The following is an 18111-nucleotide window of genomic DNA, read 5'->3' as shown; positions in this document are numbered from 1 at the left end:
ACGCACGGCATCATTCACGCCGCCGGTGCCGCCGTGGCCCGGAGCGCCGAGGCGTAGATCTCGTCGGGGTCGAGCCTGCGCAGTTCCTCGGCGATCAGCTCGGCCGTCGTACGGACCTTCAGGGCGAGGACGCGGCTGGGCTGGCCGGGGATGGAGAGCCGGGCGACCGGACCCTCCGGCCGGTCGATGCGGATCTCGCCGTCGGGCGTGCCGAGGCGCACGGCGGTGACGACCGGCCCGTCCGTGACGACGCGTTCGACCGGGACCCGCAGCCGGTCCTCGAACCAGCGGGCCAGCAGCTCGGCGCTCGGGTTGTCGGCCTCGCTCTCGACGGCGGCGGAGACGATCGTCGCGGCGGCCTGGTCGAGAGCGGCGGCCAGCATCGAGCGCCACGGGGTGAGCCGGGTCCAGGCGAGGTCGGTGTCACCGGGGGCGTAGGAGGCGGCGCGGACGGCCAGCGCGCCGAGGGGGTCCTCGACGGCGTACGCGTCGGTGATGCGGCGCTGGGCGAGTGAGCCGAGCGGGTCCTTGGACGGGACGTCGGGGGCGTCGACGGGCCACCAGACGACGACGGGGGCGTCGGGGAGCAGCAGCGGGAGGACCACGGAGTCGGCGCGGGCGCCGAGTTCGCCGTGCAGCCGGAGCAGGACGGTCTCGCCCGAGCCGGCGTCGCTGCCGACGCGCACCTCCGCGTCCAGGCGGTCCTCGTGCCGCCGCCGGGGCGAACGGGCGTGGCGCTTGATGACGACGAGCGTGCGCGACGGGTGCTCGCGCGAGGCGTCGTTGGCGGCCCGCAGCGAGTCGTAGGCGTTCTCCTCGTCGGTGACGATGACGAGGGTGAGCACCATGCCGACGGCGGGCGTGCCGACGGCCCTGCGGCCCTCGACGATCGCCTTGTTGATCTTGCTGGATGTGGTGTCCGTGAGATCGATCTTCATGGCCCGCGCCCGTTCCCTCCGTCGCCCTGTGATCGCTGCGGCCTGTCCCCCCGAGCCTACGCGGGCGGAGACACTCCCGCCCCACCCACGGGTGGGGTGCGCGGCCGCCTCGCCCCGGGTCACCGCGACTCCGGTTCCCGCAGGGTGCGCAGCAGCAGCCAGCCGAGCGCGGGCAGGGCGATCAGGGGGGCGAGGGCGGTGCGGAGGGACGTGGCGTCGGCGAGGGCTCCGACGACCGGACTGGCGAGGCCGCCGACGCTGACGGTCAGTCCGAGCGTCACCCCGCTCGCCGTGCCGACGCGCCCGGGCAGGTAGTCCTGGCCGAGGGTGATGTGCAGGGAGAAGGGCACGTACAGACCCGCCGAGGTGAGCGCGACGAAGACGTAGAGGAGCGGGCCGGGGACGAGGATCACACCGGCCAAGGCGGGGACGGTCAGGGCGTAGGACCACCGGACGACCGCGACGCGCCGATGACGGGTGGCGAGCTTCCCGCCGGCCACGGTGCCGACCGCGCCACCGAGGTAGAGCACGAACAGGGCTGCCGTACCGGCGACTTCGCCGCCGCCGGTGCGCTGGCGCGCGTACAGGGAGAGGAAGGTGGCGAGTCCGACGAAGACGACCGAACGGCAGACGACCGCACCGGAGAGCCGCGCGAAGGAGGCCCGGTCGTCCCGGCGTACGGGCGGTCCGGTGCCGTCGCCGGGCGCCTTCGCCGGCGGAGCGCCGATCGACCGCAGCGCGGCCGCGCACAGGGTCGCGCCGGCGAGGGCGGGGACGACCAGCAGCGGGGTGACGTCCAGGCCGCCGGTGGCGACGACCGCCGCGACCAGCAGGGGCGCGGTGGCGAAGCCGAGGTTGCCGCCGAGGGAGAACCAGCCCATGGCCGTGTGACTGCCCCGGCTCGCCCGGCGTGCGACGCGGGCCGCCTCGGGGTGGTACGCGGCGACGCCGATACCGGACACGGCGACCACGGCCAGGGTCAGCCCGTAGGAGTCGCTCACGCCGCTGAGCGCGACCCCGGTCCCGGCGAACAGCGCGCTCACCGGCAGGAGCCAGGGCAGAGCCCATCGGTCGGTGAGCGCTCCGAACAGCGGTTGCACCACCGACGAGAGCAGCGAGGCGGCGAGGACGACACCCGAGGCGGCGGCGTAGGTGTAGGCACGCTGGGAGACGAAGAACGGCACGAGGGCGGCGACAGCTCCCTGATAGACGTCCACGCACGCGTGCCCCCAGGACATCAGCGCCAGGGGGCGACGGGGTGGGGTGAGGTTCCGGTTCGTCGTCACCGTTCGATCGTGGCAACGCGGCCCTGTGTCGCGCCTTCGATATTCTGCCGACTTGTGTCGAACATCCGCCGCTCCGTCCGCCACACCCCGCAGGCACCGACCCGCGCCCAGATCCTGGCCGCGGGTGAACGCATCGACGCGCACCGCCACGACGACCACCAGATCGTCTACGCGGGCTCGGGCGTGCTGGCCGTGACCACCGACGCCGGTACGTGGTTCGCGCCCGGCACCCGTGCCATCTGGGTCCCGGCCGGGACGGTCCACGCCCATCGGGCGCACGGGCACCTGGATCTGCACCTGATCGGGCTGCCCGCCGACGACAACCCGCCGGGCCTCGACGCCCCGACCGTGCTCGCCGTCAGCCCCCTGCTGCGCGAGCTGATCCTCGCGTACACCCGCTTCCCCGACGACACCGGCGCCGAGCGCGGGCGCCTGCTCGCCGTACTCAGAGACCAGTTGCGGGCCTCGCCCCAAGAGCCCCTACGGCTTCCCGCGCCGACCGACGCGCGCCTCGCCGCCGTCTGCGCGGTCCTCCGGAACGACCCGGCCGACCCCCGTACGCTGGCCGAGCTCGGCGCCGCGACCGGGGCGGGCGAACGCACCCTCAGCCGGCTGTTCCGCTCCGAACTCGGTATGACGTTCCCTCAGTGGCGGACCCAGGCGCGGCTCTACCACGCGCTGCGGATGCTTGCGGACGACGTCCCGGTCACCGCCGTCGCCCACCGCTGCGGCTGGTCGTCGCCCAGCGCCTTCATCGAGGTCTTCCGGCGCGCCTTCGGGTACACCCCGGGCGCGCACCGTCACGAGAGGAAGTCCCCCACGGTGGCGGCGAACGGCTCGGGGTCGTCGATCCACGGGTAGTGGCCCGCCCCCGGCTGCACGGCGAACGCGGCGTCGGGGAAGAACGCGGTGAGTTCGGAGACCGGCCCGGGCGGGCTGTTCAGGTCGAACTCCCCGGCGAGCACGAGGACGGGGGCCTCGAAGGCGGCGAGCGCGGCGCGCGTGGACTCCGGGTCGAAGGCCCCCGCGGCGGCGAAGCCGGCGACCGCCTCCGCGTTGCCCGGCCGCGCGTCCGCGTGGTGCCGGCGCGCCGCGTCGTCCCAACGGCCCCAGAGGAAGGGTGCGATGGCGTCCCAGTCGCCGCCCCTGCCCTCGGTGAGGGCCTCCAGGGCGGCGTAGGCGTCGGGGAACCACGGCTCGTCCTTCCGCAGCAACGCCGCCGCGCGTCGGGTCTCACCGCCGATGGTGATGCCGACGGCCGCCGTGCCGGGGGTGATCAGGGCGAGTCTGCGGACCCGGTGCGGGTACCGGGCGGCGTACGCGACGGCGACGTTCGCGCCGCCGGAGTGGCCGAGCAGGTCGATACGGTCGAGGCCGAGGTGGACGCGCAGGGCCTCGACGTCGTCGACGACACGGTCGCAGCGGTACGAGGCGGGATCCTCGGGAACGTCGGAGCCGCCCGTTCCGCGCGGGTCGAGGAGGACCAGGCGACGGCTCGCGGAGAGGCCGCCGAGGTCGCCGAGGTAGCGGGAGTCCGTGGGACCTCCGGGGACACAGACGACGGGATCGCCGGCTCGTTCCGCGCAGTCCTCGGTGCGGTCCTTCGTGCGGTGGGCGAGCCGGGTTCCGTCCGCTGCCGCGAAGTAGGTGGTCATGATCCGAGCCTGCCATTCATAACCGCGTAATACAACCTGGTTATGGTGGTGTATAACCGAGTCATGGAAGGTGAGGAGATCACTGAGGACGAGGCCGCGCGCATGCTCGCGGTCATGAACGAGGCCATCCGGGCGGGCGAGGAGATGCGGCGGCTGCGCGCCGAGATGATCAAAGTGTTCGTCGGCTACGGCTGGACACAGGAGCGCATCGCACGGCTCACCGGGATGAGCCAGCCCGCCGTGTCAAAGCAGGTCCGGGCCAGGTCGCCGGAGGCGCCGATGGCGCTCTCCCTGCGGCAGGAGGACGCCCCCTGGCTCGAAGGGCGCCTGTGGGGCCTCGCCGAGGCGATCTCCGAGTCCTGCGACGGGACCGCCCACTGCACGCCGTACGTCCACGCGTTCGCGCGGGGCCGGAAGCGCTTCACTTCCCGGACCGTCGACGAGCTGCGCCGCCTGGTCGAGGAGGACCTCCGGGCGCATGCGGACCGCTTCCCCGCCGCGAACCGGAGCGCGTACCGGACGGCGTACGACGAGATCAGCCGCGGTCTCGACGTCCCCGCGGAGAAGGCCGCGGCCACGCCCGCCCCGGCTTCCGCCACTCCCTCGATGCGCCGGACCGTCGCCCACCAGATCCAGCGCGACCGGCTCCGGGCCGACGGCTGACGCTGGCGCTCCCGGCCCCCACGGGGAGATCATCTCGGGATGACCACGGAAACGATCACCGCCGCCGCCTCGGGCACCTGGACCCTCGGCGACCTCACGGTCAACCGGATCGGCTTCGGCGCGATGCGCCTGCCGCAGACCGGCGAGGCGCTCATCGAGAACGCCGTCCCCCGCGACCGGGACCAGGCCATCGCCGTCCTGCGCCGGGCGGTCGAGCTCGGTGTCAACCACATCGACACCGCCGCCTTCTACTTCTCGCCCCTCCGCTCCGCCAACGAGCTGATCAACCGCGCCCTGGCGCCGTACCCGGACGACCTGGTCATCACCACCAAGGTCGGACCCTGCCGGGACGCCTCGGGGCGGTGGGCGACGCACGCCACGACGCCGGAGGAACTGCGCGGACAGGTCGAGGAGAACCTGCGCCAGCTCGGCCGCGACCACCTCGACGTGGTGAACCTGCGGATCCTCGGCACGGACTCGATCGCCGAGCGGTTCGGGGCGCTGGCCGACCTGCGCGAGGCAGGGCTCATCCGCCACCTGGGCCTCTCGAACATCCACCCCCACCACCTGGCCGAGGCGCAGGCGATCGCCCCGGTGGTCTGCGTACAGAACCGGTACGGGATCGGGATCCGGCCGGACCACGACGCGTTCGTCCGCGAGTGCGGCGAGCAGGGCATCGCGTACGTGCCCTTCTATTCCATCGCCGGCACGGCCGGCCAGGCAGGCGCCGCCCGGGCCGCGGTGGACGACGAGGTGCTGGCCGTCGCCCGGGCGCACGACGCGAGCCCGGCGCAGGTGCGTCTCGCGTGGACGCTGCACCGGGGCCCGCACATGCTCGCCATTCCCGGCACCGGCGATCCGGAGCACCTGGCGGCCAATGTCGCGGCGGGCGCGCTGCGCCTCACCGAGGACGAACTGGCCACCCTGGACGCCCTGCACCGGCGCGGCGACGCCTAGGGGATGTGCGGAACGGGGACGGCCGGGAAGGACCGCGAGCGGAACTCCCCTCGCACCGGCCGTCCGGGCCGTCGTCGCTTCAGGCGCGTCCGGCGGCCTTCTGGCTGCGGCGGGACAGCGAGTCGACGACCACGGCGGCCAGCAGCACGGCCCCGGTGATCATGAACTGGACCGCGTTGCTGACGCCCATGATGTTCATGCCCGACTGGATCGACCCGATCACCAGTGCGCCGAGCAGCGCGGACCAGACCGAACCGCGCCCGCCGAACAGGCTGGTGCCGCCGATGACGGCCGCGGCGATGACGTTCATCAGCAGGTTGCCGCCACCGGAGGTCTGGCTCGCGGACTGGATCTGCCCGGCGAGGAAGAGACCGCCGACCGCCGCCATGGTGCCGGAGATCGAGAAGACGCTCATCCGGATGAACGGCACGCTGATACCGGCCCTGCGCGCGCCCTCGATGTTGCCGCCGACGGCGAAGATCTGCCGCCCGTACGTGCTGCGGCGCAGCAGGAAGTCGACGAGGACCAGGACGACGAGGAAGATCAGGAGCGCCAGCGGCAGCCCCTGGTACTGGTTGAGGATGTACGCGGCGGCGAAGGCGATCGCGGCGATGACGACCGTGCGGATCACGATCTCGGCGATCGGCCGGAACGGCACCCTGGCCTTCTGGCGGCGCCTGGCGTCGAGGAGGGAGGCCGCCAGGAACAGGCCCACCCCGACAGCGGCCGCCACATAGGCGGCGACCGGGGTGTGGAAGATCTTCGAGTAGAGCTCGGAGACGATGCTCTCGCTCGGGATGTTGACCGTTCCACTGGTGCCGAGCACCTGGAGCATGAGTCCGTTCCAGGCGAGATTGCCGGCCAGCGTGACGACGAACGCGGGCACACCGACCTTGGCGAAGAAGAAGCCCTGGATGAGTCCGACGGCGGCTCCGCCCGCGACGGCGACCAGGAGCGCCAGCCACTCGTTCATGCCGTTCAGGACGTTGAGCACGGCGAAGATCGCGGCGCACAGGCCGCTGACCGAGCCGACGGAGAGGTCGATCTCACCGAGCAGCAGGACGAAGACGATCCCGATGGCGATCATGCCCGTGCCGACGATCTGCTGGCTCAGGTCGGACAGGTTCTGCGCCGACAGGAACGCGCTGTCCAGGGAGCCGAAGACCGTCCAGATGATGATCACGGCGATGACCACCGGCAGGGAGCCCAGCTCACCGCTGCGCAGCTTGCGCTTGAACTCCCCGAGGTATCCCTTCAGCCCCTCCTCCCGGACGATCAGCCGGGTGTCCACGGCGGGCAGGGCGTCATGCGCGGGTCCCTGGTTGGTCCCGTCGCCGGCTCCCGGGGTGGAGGGGTCGTGGCGGCCTCGGTCGCGCCTCATAGCTCCTCCTCCCGCTTACGGGCCTGGCGGCGCGTCACCGCGCTGTCGCTGGCGCCGGTGATGGCGGAGATGATCTCCTCGGTGGTGGTGGAACGCTTGTCGAAGAAGCCGTTGTTCCGGCCGAGGCGCAGCACGGCGATCCGGTCCGCGACCGCCATCACGTCCACCATGTTGTGGCTGATCAGGATGGTGCCGAGGCCGCGCTCACGGAGCCGCTCGACGAGGTCGAGGACCTCGGCGGTCTGCTCCACGCCCAGCGCGGCGGTCGGCTCGTCCAGGATGACGACCTTCGGTTCGCCGATCAGGGAGCGGGCGATCGCCACGGTCTGGCGCTGGCCGCCGGAGAGGGAGGCGACGGGGATCCGGACGCTGGGAATGCGGATGGAGAGCGTGTCGAGCAGCTCGCGCGAGCGCTGTTCCATCCGGACCTCGTCGAGGACTCCCCAGCTCTTGATCTCCCGGCCGAGGAAGAGGTTGCCGACGACGTCCAGGTTGTCGCAGAGCGCCAAGTCCTGGTAGACGGTGGCGATCCCGAGGTTCTGGGCGTCGTGGGGCCGGTGGATGGTGACCGGGCGGCCCTCCCAGGTGATGACTCCGTCGTCCGGCGGGTTCACCCCCGCGATCGCCTTGACGGCGGTCGACTTGCCGGCGCCGTTGTCGCCGACGAGGGCGACGACCTCTCCGGGGTGGACCTCCAGGTCGAAGTCCGAGAGGGCCTGGACGGCGCCGAATCTCTTGGAGATCCCCCGCAGACTGAGCACAGGTGTTCCGAGCACCTTCAATCGCCTCCTGCCGGGCCCCGTTCACCCTCGGGGATCGAGCCTGTCCGGTCGGTCGGCACGGCTCGCGCCGCGGGCGGCCTCGCGGCCGCCGCGCGCCACGGGCTACTCCAGACCGGCCTCCTGGCAGGCGGCCTCGTACGTCGGCGTGCAGATCTCGTCGACCGTGTACAGACCGTCCTTGACGACCGTGTCCTTGATGTTGTTCTTGTCGACCACGATCGGGGTGAGCAGATTGGCCGGGACCTCCTGGCCGCTTCCGCTCTTGACGGTCGTGGGCGTCAGGGACTTGGGAAGCTCCTTGCCCTCGGCCAGGTCGACGGCCATGGTGGCGGCGATGTCGGCCTCCGGCTTGTACGGCTTCATGATCGTGATGGTCTGGGTGCCGAGGAGAATCCGCTGGATGGCGTCGAGTTGGGCATCCTGACCCGTCAACGGGACGTTGATGCCGGACGACTTGAGGGCGGTGGCGATGCCGGCGGCCAGACCGTCGTTGGCCGAGTACACGCCGACGATGTTGTCCTTGCCCAGTGCGCTGATCGCGCCCGACATCTGCTGGTTGGCGTTGTTGGGGTCCCAGTTCGGCGTGTCGTACTCCTTGCCGATCTTGACCTTGCCGTCGAGGACGGAGTGCGCACCGGCCTTGAACTCCGCGGCATTGGGGTCGGTGGGAGAACCGTTGTGCATCACGATCTGACCGGACTCGGCCTTGTCACCGAGCGCGTCGAGCAGCGCCTGTCCCTGCAACTCGCCGACCTTGAAGTTGTCGTACGAGACGTAGGCGTCGACGGGACCCTGCGCGAGGCGGTCGTACGCGACGACCTTCACGCCCGCGTCATTGGCCTTCTGCACGGACGACTGGATCGACTTGGAGTCCACGGCGTCCAGGATGAGCACCTGATCACCCTTGGCGAGCGCGGTGTTGACCTGCTGCTGCTGGGTGGTGGCACTCTCGGCCGCGTTGTAGTAGTCGATCTGAGCGTCGGGTGCCAGTTCCTTGATCTTCTGCTCGATGTACGGCCGGTCGAACTTCTCGTAGCGCGTGGTCTTGCTCTCGGGGAGCAGCAGGCCGATCTTGATCTCCTCCTGCGCTGCGGCGCCGGGCTGGGCGTCGCTGACGGAGACCGCTCCCAGGGAGAGGGCCACGGCTCCGGCCAGGGCTATCGCGCCACGCAATGTGCGGGTCATCGGGGGCTCCTTCCGTACGCCCCCTTCCCTTCACCAGGTGAACGCGGGAGACGAAGGGGTGTACTTATGGCCTTAATACGACATTAGCCGCAACCGCTGGTCCGGCAAGCGGGTGAACGATCGGGGCCACCCCCCGGTGTACGGTCCGGGCCACCCCCGCGCGAACGGGCCGGGCCGCCCCTCCGAGGCACCTGGCCTGCGACGATCGAGGCGAGCGCGAGCCCGAACCCCAGGAGCTGGACCGGGCCCAGGGTCTGGCCGAGCAGGGCGGCGCCGAGGACGGCCGCGACGAGCGGCGAGAGCAGGACGAGCACCGCGACGGAGGTGACGGGCAGGGTCGTGAGGCCACGGAACCAGAGGACGAAGGCGAGCAGACCGCCGACGCCGCCGAGCCAGAGGTAGCCCAGGGCGGCGGGCAGGTCGACGGCGGGTGGCGCACCCTCGACGAGAAGGGTGAGCGGCAGCAGGAAGAGGCCTCCCGCCGTGAGTTGCCACCCTGCGAAGGCGGCGGGACCGGCGCCTTCGGGGCGCCCCCAGCGTTTGGTGAACGTCACGCCGAGCGCCATCGTGGCGGCGCTGCCGAGGCCCGCCAGGACCCCGACGAGGTCGAACGCCGCGTTCGGCCCGATCACCACCAGGCCGACGCCGACCACGCCGACCACACCCCAGGCGAGGCGCCGGAGGTTGGGGCGCTCACGGAGGACGACCACGGCCAGGCCCGCGACGACGAGTGGCTGGGCCGCCGCGAGGGTGGCGGCAACGCCGCCCGGCAGACGTTCGGCCGCCACGGTCAGCAGCGGGAAGAGCAGCCCGATGTTGAGCACACCGAGCACCGCGGCCTTCCCCCACCACGCGCCACGCGGCAACGTCCGGCCGATCGCAAGCGCGATCAGACCGGCGGGCAGCGCACGCAGAAGTCCGGCGAACAGGGGGTGTCCGGGCGGGAGCAGCTCGGTGGTGACGACGTAGAAGGTGCCCCACGCGACGGGCGCGAGCGCCGTCAGGAGCGTACGGGAGAGAGTGCCGCGCAGGTGGGCCCCTGCGGCTGGAGTGGTCATGTCCGGAAGTCTCGGTCCGCGACGATCGATGAGTCCAACACATGTTTGTCAGCCGATCGATCGTGATTCACGATGGATCCGTGGATCTCCAGCAGATGCGGTACGTCGTCGCCGTCGCCGAGACGAACAGCTTCACCCGGGCCGCCGAGCGGTGTCTGGTCGTCCAGTCCGCGCTCAGCCATCAGATCGCACGACTGGAACGGGAGCTGGGCGCGAGGCTCTTCGACCGCACGAGCCGCCGGGTACGGCTGACCCCGGCAGGCGCGGCGTTCCTCCCCGCCGCCCGCCAGTGTCTGGAGGCCGCCGAGCGCGCGGCCGCCGAGGTCGCGGCGGCGGTGGGAGAGGTACGGGGACGGCTCGCCGTCGGGCTGATCCCGACCGTCGGCGCGGTCGACGTCCCCGATGCGCTGCGCGACCTCCGCCGGCGGTATCCGCACGTGCGCATCGGCCTGCGGGTGGGCGCGAGCGAGGACCTCGCCGAGCAGGTCCGGCAGGGAACGGTCGACGTGGCGTTCCTCGGTCTTCCGCCGACGACGCGGCCGCAGGGCGTCGCCGCCCACGAACTGGCCCGCGGGAGACTCGTGGCCGTGGTGGCGCCGGACCATCCCCTCGCCGGCGGGCCGGCGGTCGACCTCCGCACGCTCGCGTCGGAGGTGTTCGTGGACCTGCCGGCGGGGACGGCCGGGCGCGTCCAGTCCGACCTGGCCTTCTCGGCCGCCGGTCTGCGCCGGGACGTCGCCTTCGAGGTCAGCACGGCGGACCTCTTCCTGGCACGACTGGTCGCGCGGGGTCTCGCCGTCGCCCTGCTCCCGGCCGCCTTCGTTCCCCAGCTCCCGGGCGTCACCACGATCGAGGTCACCGACGCGCCGACGCGCGTGGAGTACGTCGTCTGGAGCCACACCGGCCGGACGCCTGCGGCGACCGCGTTCCTGGCGATCCTCGGCATCCCGGAACCGGGTACGGAAGGGCGCGTTCCGTGAGACCGGTCGCGCGACCGGTCTCACGGAACAGACCCTCCCGGGACCCGTCCCGACACCCCTCCCGGGACCGCCGCGAGACCGGTCAGGAATCGAGAAGCGCCCGCTCCGGGCCGCACGTAGCGTGGCTGTCGTGGGCGCCCGAGGACGGCGGAACGACCGGCCGGCACATCGGTTCGGGCTCCCACGAGCCACCGGGTCCTACGGGCCCACGACCCCAGGAGTGACCATGACCGCCTCTTCCACACAGGGCATCAAGACCGTTCTGCACCCCGTGTCCGACCTGGCGAAGGCCAAGGCGGTGTACGCGGCGCTGCTCGGCACCGACCCCCAGGTCGACGGGGAGTACTACGTCGGTTTCGAGGCCGGGGGGCAGCACATCGGACTCGTGCCGGGCGGTGGACCGCAGGGCATGACCGGGCCGGTGGCCTACTGGCACGTACCGGACATCGAGGCGAAGATCGCCGAGGTCACGGCCGCCGGTGCCACCGTGAAGGAGCCCGCGCACGACGTCGGCGGCGGCCGCCTGGTGGCCACCGTCACCGACGCCGACGGCAATGTCCTCGGGCTGCTCCAGGACCGGTGAGCGTCGGCGCCCCGACGGCAGGCCGTTGCCCCCGGGGCGCCGACGACGTAGAACACACTGCTGAGAACGACGACGTAGTACCAGGGACGTACCCGCTCGACACCGCCGGGACCGGGCCGGGGACGACAACGACGGAGACCGCGCAGGCGGCCCCGCCTCACAGATGGAGACACGATCAGCATGGCCACGAGGAAGGGCGCGCGGTCGACCGCACCGCACGGTGCCGACAGTCACGACGTGATCCGCGTGCACGGCGCGCGCGAGAACAACCTCAAGGACGTCAGCATCGAGATCCCCAAGCGCCGGCTGACGGTGTTCACCGGGGTCTCCGGCTCGGGCAAGAGCTCGCTGGTGTTCAACACGATCGCCGCGGAGTCGCAGCGGCTGATCAACGAGACGTACAGCACCTTCGTCCAGGGCTTCATGCCGACGCTCGCGCGCCCCGAGGTCGACGTGCTCGACGGGCTGACGACGGTGATCACCGTCGACCAGCAGCGGATGGGCGCCGACCCGCGCTCCACCGTCGGCACCGCCACGGACGCCCACGCGATGCTGCGCATCCTCTTCAGCCGCCTCGGCAAGCCGCACATCGGGCCGCCCAGCGCGTACTCCTTCAACACCGCCTCGGTCCGGGCAAGCGGAGGAATCACGGTCGAGCGCGGCGCCGCCAGGACGAAGACCGTGAAGGCGACCTTCCAGCGCACCGGCGGCATGTGCACGCGCTGCGAAGGCCGGGGCAAGGTCTCCGACATCGACCTGACGCAGCTCTACGACGACTCCAAGTCCCTGGCCGAGGGCGCGTTCACCATCCCCGGCTGGAAGTCCGACAGCCAGTGGACCGTGCAGCTCTACGCGCAGTCCGGCTTCGTCGACCCGGACAAGCCGATCCGCAGGTACACGAAGAAGGAGATGCAGGCCTTCCTCTACGGAGAGCCGACCAAGATCAAGGTCAACGGCATCAACCTCACCTACGAGGGGCTGATCCCCAAGATCCAGAAGTCGTTCCTGTCCAAGGACAAGGAGTCGATGCAGCCCCACATCCGGGCGTTCGTGGAGCGCGCGGTCACCTTCACCGTCTGCCCCGAGTGCGACGGAACGCGCCTCAGCGAGGGCGCGCGGTCCTCGAAGATCAAGCGGATCTCCATCGCCGACGCCTGCGCGATGGAGATCAGGGACCTCGCCGAATGGGTCCGTGGCCTCAAGGAGCCGTCGGTGGCGCCGCTGCTCGCCTCGCTGCAGCGGACCCTCGACTCGTTCGTCGAGATCGGCCTCGGCTATCTGTCGCTCGACCGGCCCGCGGGCACGCTGTCGGGCGGTGAGGCGCAGCGCGTCAAGATGATCCGTCACCTCGGATCGTCGCTCACCGATGTCACGTACGTCTTCGACGAGCCCACCATCGGTCTCCACCCCCATGACATCCAGCGGATGAACGACCTGCTGCTGCGGCTGCGCGACAAGGGCAACACGGTGCTCGTCGTCGAGCACAAGCCCGAGGCGATCGCGATCGCCGACCATGTCGTCGACCTCGGTCCCGGCGCCGGTACGGCGGGCGGCACCGTCTGCTTCGAGGGCACGGTCGAGGAACTGCGGGCCGGAGACACGATCACCGGCCGTCATCTCGACGACCGGGCCGCGCTCAAGGAGTCGGTGCGCACGCCGTCCGGCACGCTGGAGATCCGCGGCGCGACGGCGAACAACCTGCGCGACGTCGACGTCGACATCCCGCTCGGCGCGCTGGTCGTCGTCACCGGTGTCGCCGGCTCCGGCAAGAGCTCCCTCGTGCACGGATCGATTCCGGCCGGTGAGCCCGTCGTCTCGGTCGACCAGACGCCGATCCGCGGCTCGCGGCGGAGCAACCCGGCGACGTACACGGGTCTGCTGGACCCGATCCGTAAGGCGTTCGCGAAGGTCAACGGCGTCAAGCCGGCGCTCTTCAGCGCCAACTCCGAGGGCGCGTGCCCCACCTGCAACGGCGCCGGGGTCATCTACACCGACCTGGCGATGATGGCGGGCGTCGCCACGCCCTGCGAGGACTGCGAGGGCAAGCGGTTCCAGGCGGAGGTGCTCGAGTACCACCTCGGCGGCCGCGACATCAGCGAGGTACTGGCGATGTCGGTGACCGAGGCCGAGGAGTTCTTCGGCTCCGGCGAAGCGGCCACCCCGGCCGCGCACAAGATCCTGGAGCGGCTCACCGACGTCGGGCTCGGGTACCTCACGCTCGGCCAGCCGCTCACCACGCTCTCCGGCGGCGAGAGGCAACGGCTCAAGCTGGCCACCCACATGGGCGACAAGGGCGGTGTCTACGTCCTCGACGAGCCGACCACCGGCCTCCACCTCGCGGACGTGGAGCAGCTGCTCGGCCTGCTCGACCGGCTCGTCGACTCGGGCAAGTCGGTCATCGTCATCGAGCACCACCAGGCCGTCATGGCGCACGCCGACTGGATCATCGACCTCGGCCCCGGCGCCGGCCACGACGGCGGCAAGGTCGTCTTCGAGGGCACGCCCGCGAAGCTCGTCGCCGACCGCTCCACCCTCACCGGCGAGCATCTCGCGGCGTACGTCGGAGCCTGAGCCGTACGCGACGCACGCGAGCCCCGTCACCACCGGAAGGTTGGTGACGGGGCTCGCGTGCGGTGCGGTCCGTCCGCTCGGTCCGTCCCCGCTAGCGGCGGCTGCGGACCAGGAGGTAGAGGAAGTACGGCGTTCCGATCACGGCGGTCATCATGCCGGCACCGAGCTGGGCCGGGGCGATCACCGTACGGCCCAACAGGTCCGCGGTGCAGACGAGTACGGCGCCGAGGAGGACCGCGACCGGGACCACGCGCGTGTGCTGCCTGCCCACGAGGGCGCGGGCCGCGTGCGGGGCCACGAGGCCCACGAAGCCGATGGTGCCCGCGGCGGCGACGGCCGTGGCGCTGAGCAGGACGCTCAGGACCAGGAAGCCGAGCCTGCCGCGCTCCACGCCGAGACCCAGGAGCCGCGGGGTGTCCTCGTCGAGCGACAGGAGGTCGAGTTCCGTACGCCGCAGGACCGCGGCGACGACGCCCACGGCGAGCACGGCCGCCAGCGGCACGACGTCCGGCAGGGTCCGCCCGTAGGTGGAACCGGACAGCCAGGTGAGGGCCTTGGTCGCGTTGAACGGGTCGGTGAGGACGATGAGCAGGCTGATCAGCGCGGCCGTACCGGTGGCGACGCCGAAGCCGACGAGGACGAGCCGGTTCTGCTGGAAGCCGCCGCGAGCGGCGAGTCCGAAGACCACGACCGAACTGATCGCCGCGCCCACGAAGGCGGCGCCCGCGACGCTCCACGCACTCGCGAGCGGAACGGTCGTGACGAGGAGTACGGCGCCGAGCGCGGCGCCGCCCGAGACGCCCAGGGTCGCGGGTTCGGCGAGCGGATTGCGGGTGACGGCCTGGACGAGCGTTCCGGCCAGGGCGAGTGCCGCGCCGGCGAGGAGCGCCGCGAGGACCCGGGGCACCCGGCTGTCCAGGATGAAGGAGGTGGTCTGCCCCGCCCTGCCCTGCGCCCAGTTCATGACGTCGCCGAGGAGCAGTTTGCTGTCGCCCAGCAGGACGGCGGCGATCGTGACGCCCACCAGCACCGCCACGAGTGCGGCGGTGGTGGTCAGGAAGACGGCCCGGCTCCGGATGCGCAGCCGGTCGGCCGCGGCGGCTCCGGCGGTGTCGCGGGCCCGCGTCGCCATCACGATGAGGAAGACGGCGCCGACCAGGCTCGTGACGACACCCGTCGGCACGGCGACCGCCGTGTCCGCCGGCACGATGGTGCGCAGCAGCACGTCCGATCCCAGGACGAGGGCGGCGCCGACGAGACCCGCCACCGGAAGTCCGGCCCGCGCGCGGGAGAAGCCGCGGAACCTGCGGACGAGCGGACGGACGAGGGCGGGGGCGCACAGACCGACGAAGCCGATCGGGCCGGCGAGCGTGACGGCCGCCGCGGAGAGCATCGCCGCGAGGACGACCGCCGTGACGCGGGTGGAGCGCACGGGTACGCCGAGGCCGCGGGCCGCGTCGTCGCCGAGTGCCAGCGCGTCGACCCTGCGGGCGATGAGCAGCAGCCCGACGAGGCCGAGGAGTCCGACCGGTGCCATCTGGAGCACACCGTCGAACCCGTTCTGGGAGATGCTGCCCTGGTTCCAGGCGAACAGGCCCACGGTCTGCTGGGGGAACAGCAGAAGCAGCCCCTCGGTGATGGCGGTCAGGCCGAGCATGAGCGCGCTGCCGGCGAGCACGAGCCGCACGGTGCCCGCGCCCAGGCCGGAGAGTCCGAGGACGACGGCCGCGGCGGCGAGTCCGCCGACGAACGCGACGCCCGAGGAGGCGAGTAGCGGCAGCGAGACTCCGCTGACGGCGGCCAGTCCGAGGGCCAGATAGGAGCCGGCGTTCACGGCGAGGGTGTCGGGCGAGGCGAGCACGTTGCGGCTGACGGCCTGGAGGGCGGCTCCGGCCATGCCGAGCACGGCGCCGACGAGCAGTCCGGCGGCCAACCTCGGCAGGCGCGAGGCGATGACGACGGACGCGTCGGACGGGTCGGCCCGGCCCGTGAAGGCCTTCCAGACCTCGGACGCGCCGACGGAGGCCGTGCCCTGGGTGATGTCGACGAGCGCGAAGCCGGCGACGAGGAGGAGCAGCGCGGCCGTCACCGCGGCCGCGCCCGTCCGGGACACGGCCGCCGACGGAAGGGTGGCGGAGGAAGGTGCGGTGACGGCCATGGGGGTTACTTCGTCAGCGCCTTCACGACGGAGTCGACGTACTGGTTCATCGACTCGGTGCCGCCGAACATCCAGATGCCGTCGGGCAGCCGGTGGGTGTCGCCCTTCTTCACGAACGAGAGCGAGGTCCACACCTTGTCCTTCTTCAGGACGCCGTCGAACGGGGTGCTGCTCGGGTCGCCGTTGTTGCTGATGTACGCGAAGTGCGTGCCGTCACCGAGCTTGGTGAGGCCCTCGACGTCGGTGGTGCCGAGGCCGTAGGCCGGGTCGCCCTCGACCGTCCAGGCGTTCTTCAGGCCGAGCTTCTCGTTGACGGCGCCGATGAGCGAGCCGCTGGTGAACGGGCGGATCGAGACCTGGTTGGAGACGACGTAGCCGTCGGCGAAGGCGTACGGCTTGCCGGCCAGTCCGGCGTCGGCCAGGGCCTTCTTGCCCTCGGCGAGCTTCGTCTCGAACTCGGTCTTGAGCTTGCCGGCCTTCTCGGTGGTGCCGGTGGCCTGCGCGATGAGGTCGAGGTTCTTCGTCATCCGGCCGATCGGGTCGGCCGCGTCGGCCGCCTTGACCTCCAGAACCGGGGCGACCTTGCGCAGCTGCTTCACGGCGGCCGGCGGCAGGTCGTTGGTGGCGACGATGAGGTCGGGCTTCAGCCCGGCGACGGTCTCCACGCTCGGCTCGCCGCGCGTGCCGATGTCCTTGGGGTCGTTCTTCAGCGGGACCGCGGTGTCCCACGTCTTGTAGCCCTTGACGTCGGCGACGCCGACGGGGTCGACGCCGAGGGAGATCAGGGTCTCGACGACGTTCCACTCGGTGCCGACGACCTTCTTGGCGGGTCCTTCGAGCGTCACCTTCGTGCCGGTGGAGTCGGTGAGGGTGATGGGCTCCGCGGACTTCTTCGCGTCGTCCTTGGCGGGCTCGGTGGTCCCGCAGGCGGTCAGGGTGAGCGCCGCCGTGGTGGCGACCGCGGCGGTGAGGAGGAGGCGTCTCATGGGGTGGGGCTGAGCCTTTCGCTTCGCGTGTGATGGCGGCCGATGGCGCGGGTGCGCAGTCGGCCTGTCGTGGGGTCGGTGTCGACCTCGATGCGGATGCCGTACGTGTCCGTCAGCCGGGATGCGGTCAGGACGTGTTCGGGGCGGCCTTCGGCGATGATCCGTCCCGCCTGGAGCAGCACGATCCGGTCGGCGACGGCCGCGGCCTGGTCGAGGTCGTGCAGGACGACGCCGACGGCGATGCCGTGGTCGTCGGCCAGGTCGCGGACGAGGTCGAGGAGTTCGATCTGGTACCGCAGGTCGAGATAGGTCGTCGGCTCGTCGAGCAGCAGCACGCCGGTCTCCTGCGCGAGGCAGCCCGCGAGCCACACCCGCTGGAGCTGTCCTCCGGAGAGGAACTCGGCGCCCCGGTCGGCGAACTCCTCGACGCCCGTCATGCCGAGCGCGCGGTCCACCGCGACCTTGCCGCCGGGGTCCGACGTGCCCCAGCGCCCGCGGTACGGGTAGCGGCCGAACTCGACGACGTCCCGTACCGTCAGCCCGCTGGGCGTAGGGCGCCCCTGCGTCAGCAGGGCCACGTGCCGCGAGAACTCGCGGGGCGTCAGGGCGAGGCCGTCCGTGTCGGCGTCGATGGTCAGCGTGGCGCTGCGGGGCCGCTGCAGACGGGCGATCGTCCGCAGGAGCGTCGACTTTCCGCTGCCGTTCGGCCCGACGAGCACGGTCACTTCGCCGGGTCGCAGCGTCACGGCCGCGTCGTGCACGACATCGACACCGTCGTAGGCGACGGTGACCTCTGTGGCCGACAGGGCGTGACCGCGTACGGCCGTGGCCTGCGGGCTTTCTTCACCAACTCTCACGCCGCACAGGTTAGCCTAACCTAATTAAGACTGAACACGGGGTGGGCGCGAGCGATCCGGGGCAAGCCGGG

General features: G+C 71.7%; 16 protein-coding genes. 6 read left to right on the top strand and 10 right to left on the bottom strand.

Annotated elements, in window-relative coordinates; genetic code table 11:
- Positions 1-14: 14 nt before the first annotated feature.
- Together opcA and ACZ3OF_RS04660 are read right to left on the bottom strand one after the other, a co-directional pair.
- On the bottom strand, positions 15-938 hold the full coding sequence (gene opcA / locus ACZ3OF_RS04665) for a glucose-6-phosphate dehydrogenase assembly protein OpcA (RefSeq protein WP_361666216.1): 924 nt from the start codon (positions 936-938) through the stop codon (positions 15-17).
- A 119-nt stretch (positions 939-1057) separates the two neighbouring features.
- The gene (locus ACZ3OF_RS04660) at positions 1058-2176 is read right to left on the bottom strand and encodes an MFS transporter (protein WP_467302856.1); all 1119 of its coding nucleotides are present in this window, start codon (positions 2174-2176) and stop codon (positions 1058-1060) included.
- Positions 2177-2278: 102 nt separating this feature from the next.
- Here ACZ3OF_RS04660 and ACZ3OF_RS04655 point away from each other — a divergent pair, with 102 nt between their 5' ends.
- On the top strand, positions 2279-3085 hold the full coding sequence (locus ACZ3OF_RS04655) for an AraC family transcriptional regulator (protein WP_361666218.1): 807 nt from the start codon (positions 2279-2281) through the stop codon (positions 3083-3085).
- Here ACZ3OF_RS04655 and ACZ3OF_RS04650 read toward each other — a convergent pair.
- Positions 3025-3879 (bottom strand): alpha/beta fold hydrolase, encoded by an 855-nt coding sequence (locus tag ACZ3OF_RS04650; RefSeq protein WP_467302722.1) that lies wholly within the window; start codon positions 3877-3879, stop codon positions 3025-3027. The two genes, ACZ3OF_RS04655 and ACZ3OF_RS04650, sit on opposite strands and share 61 nt — an antisense overlap.
- Positions 3880-3942: 63 nt before the next feature.
- Here ACZ3OF_RS04650 and ACZ3OF_RS04645 point away from each other — a divergent pair, with 63 nt between their 5' ends.
- Positions 3943-4542 carry a sigma-70 family RNA polymerase sigma factor gene (locus ACZ3OF_RS04645; protein WP_467302720.1) on the top strand — a complete coding sequence of 200 codons (600 nt, stop codon included), beginning with the start codon at positions 3943-3945 and terminating at the stop codon, positions 4540-4542.
- 39 nt (positions 4543-4581) lie between these two features.
- Complete coding sequence (locus tag ACZ3OF_RS04640; protein WP_361666226.1) at positions 4582-5499, top strand: oxidoreductase; 918 nt, start codon at positions 4582-4584, stop codon at positions 5497-5499.
- A 79-nt stretch (positions 5500-5578) separates the two neighbouring features.
- Here the strand turns inward: ACZ3OF_RS04640 and ACZ3OF_RS04635 are convergent, their stop codons facing one another.
- The 4 genes from ACZ3OF_RS04635 to ACZ3OF_RS04620 all read right to left on the bottom strand — a co-directional run bounded on the left by ACZ3OF_RS04635 (position 5579) and on the right by ACZ3OF_RS04620 (position 9905).
- The gene (locus tag ACZ3OF_RS04635) at positions 5579-6880 is read right to left on the bottom strand and encodes a sugar ABC transporter permease (RefSeq protein ID WP_467302717.1); all 1302 of its coding nucleotides are present in this window, start codon (positions 6878-6880) and stop codon (positions 5579-5581) included.
- Positions 6877-7656: an ATP-binding cassette domain-containing protein gene (locus tag ACZ3OF_RS04630; protein ID WP_361666230.1), complete on the bottom strand. Its 780-nt coding sequence runs from the start codon at positions 7654-7656 to the stop codon at positions 6877-6879. Before ACZ3OF_RS04630 ends, ACZ3OF_RS04635 begins: the two co-directional genes overlap by 4 nt.
- Positions 7657-7764: 108 nt before the next feature.
- Entirely contained in the window at positions 7765-8847 is a 1083-nt protein-coding gene (locus ACZ3OF_RS04625; protein WP_361666232.1) for a sugar ABC transporter substrate-binding protein, read from the bottom strand.
- An 83-nt stretch (positions 8848-8930) separates the two neighbouring features.
- Positions 8931-9905 carry an EamA family transporter gene (locus ACZ3OF_RS04620; protein ID WP_467302714.1) on the bottom strand — a complete coding sequence of 325 codons (975 nt, stop codon included), beginning with the start codon at positions 9903-9905 and terminating at the stop codon, positions 8931-8933.
- 80 nt (positions 9906-9985) lie between these two features.
- Between ACZ3OF_RS04620 and ACZ3OF_RS04615 the strand changes: the two genes are divergently transcribed.
- The 3 genes from ACZ3OF_RS04615 (at position 9986) to ACZ3OF_RS04605 (ending at position 14039) form a co-directional block, all read left to right on the top strand.
- Positions 9986-10885 (top strand): LysR family transcriptional regulator, encoded by a 900-nt coding sequence (locus ACZ3OF_RS04615; protein WP_467302712.1) that lies wholly within the window; start codon positions 9986-9988, stop codon positions 10883-10885.
- A gap of 226 nt (positions 10886-11111) precedes the next feature.
- Positions 11112-11468 carry a VOC family protein gene (locus ACZ3OF_RS04610; protein WP_361607534.1) on the top strand — a complete coding sequence of 119 codons (357 nt, stop codon included), beginning with the start codon at positions 11112-11114 and terminating at the stop codon, positions 11466-11468.
- Positions 11469-11642: 174 nt separating this feature from the next.
- Positions 11643-14039 (top strand): ATP-binding cassette domain-containing protein, encoded by a 2397-nt coding sequence (locus ACZ3OF_RS04605; protein ID WP_467302854.1) that lies wholly within the window; start codon positions 11643-11645, stop codon positions 14037-14039.
- A gap of 91 nt (positions 14040-14130) precedes the next feature.
- Here the strand turns inward: ACZ3OF_RS04605 and ACZ3OF_RS04600 are convergent, their stop codons facing one another.
- From ACZ3OF_RS04600 to ACZ3OF_RS04590, 3 genes are read right to left on the bottom strand one after another with little or no spacing between them, the layout of a single operon-like run.
- Entirely contained in the window at positions 14131-16197 is a 2067-nt protein-coding gene (locus ACZ3OF_RS04600) for an iron ABC transporter permease (protein WP_361666241.1), read from the bottom strand.
- 5 nt (positions 16198-16202) lie between these two features.
- Positions 16203-17183 (bottom strand): iron-siderophore ABC transporter substrate-binding protein, encoded by a 981-nt coding sequence (locus ACZ3OF_RS04595; RefSeq protein ID WP_361666243.1) that lies wholly within the window; start codon positions 17181-17183, stop codon positions 16203-16205.
- Entirely contained in the window at positions 17180-18040 is an 861-nt protein-coding gene (locus ACZ3OF_RS04590; RefSeq protein ID WP_361666245.1) for an ABC transporter ATP-binding protein, read from the bottom strand. The genes ACZ3OF_RS04595 and ACZ3OF_RS04590 overlap by 4 nt, the downstream gene beginning before the upstream one ends.
- Between the last annotated feature and the right edge of the window lie 71 nt (positions 18041-18111).

It is taken from the genome of Streptomyces sp. NPDC022552, from assembly GCF_055561875.1.
Note: the sequence above shows the minus strand (reverse complement) of the source record. Positions and strands in the feature narration are given on the sequence as shown.

Coding starts and splice junctions, on each gene's coding strand:
- opcA (WP_361666216.1), bottom strand. CDS start 938: ATGAAGATCGATCTCACGGACACCACATCCAGCAAGATCAACAAGGCG.
- ACZ3OF_RS04660 (WP_467302856.1), bottom strand. CDS start 2,176: ATGTCCTGGGGGCACGCGTGCGTGGACGTCTATCAGGGAGCTGTCGCC.
- ACZ3OF_RS04650 (WP_467302722.1), bottom strand. CDS start 3,879: ATGACCACCTACTTCGCGGCAGCGGACGGAACCCGGCTCGCCCACCGC.
- ACZ3OF_RS04645 (WP_467302720.1), top strand. CDS start 3,943: ATGGAAGGTGAGGAGATCACTGAGGACGAGGCCGCGCGCATGCTCGCG.
- ACZ3OF_RS04640 (WP_361666226.1), top strand. CDS start 4,582: ATGACCACGGAAACGATCACCGCCGCCGCCTCGGGCACCTGGACCCTC.
- ACZ3OF_RS04635 (WP_467302717.1), bottom strand. CDS start 6,880: ATGAGGCGCGACCGAGGCCGCCACGACCCCTCCACCCCGGGAGCCGGC.
- ACZ3OF_RS04625 (WP_361666232.1), bottom strand. CDS start 8,847: ATGACCCGCACATTGCGTGGCGCGATAGCCCTGGCCGGAGCCGTGGCC.
- ACZ3OF_RS04620 (WP_467302714.1), bottom strand. CDS start 9,905: ATGACCACTCCAGCCGCAGGGGCCCACCTGCGCGGCACTCTCTCCCGT.
- ACZ3OF_RS04610 (WP_361607534.1), top strand. CDS start 11,112: ATGACCGCCTCTTCCACACAGGGCATCAAGACCGTTCTGCACCCCGTG.
- ACZ3OF_RS04600 (WP_361666241.1), bottom strand. CDS start 16,197: ATGGCCGTCACCGCACCTTCCTCCGCCACCCTTCCGTCGGCGGCCGTG.
- ACZ3OF_RS04595 (WP_361666243.1), bottom strand. CDS start 17,183: ATGAGACGCCTCCTCCTCACCGCCGCGGTCGCCACCACGGCGGCGCTC.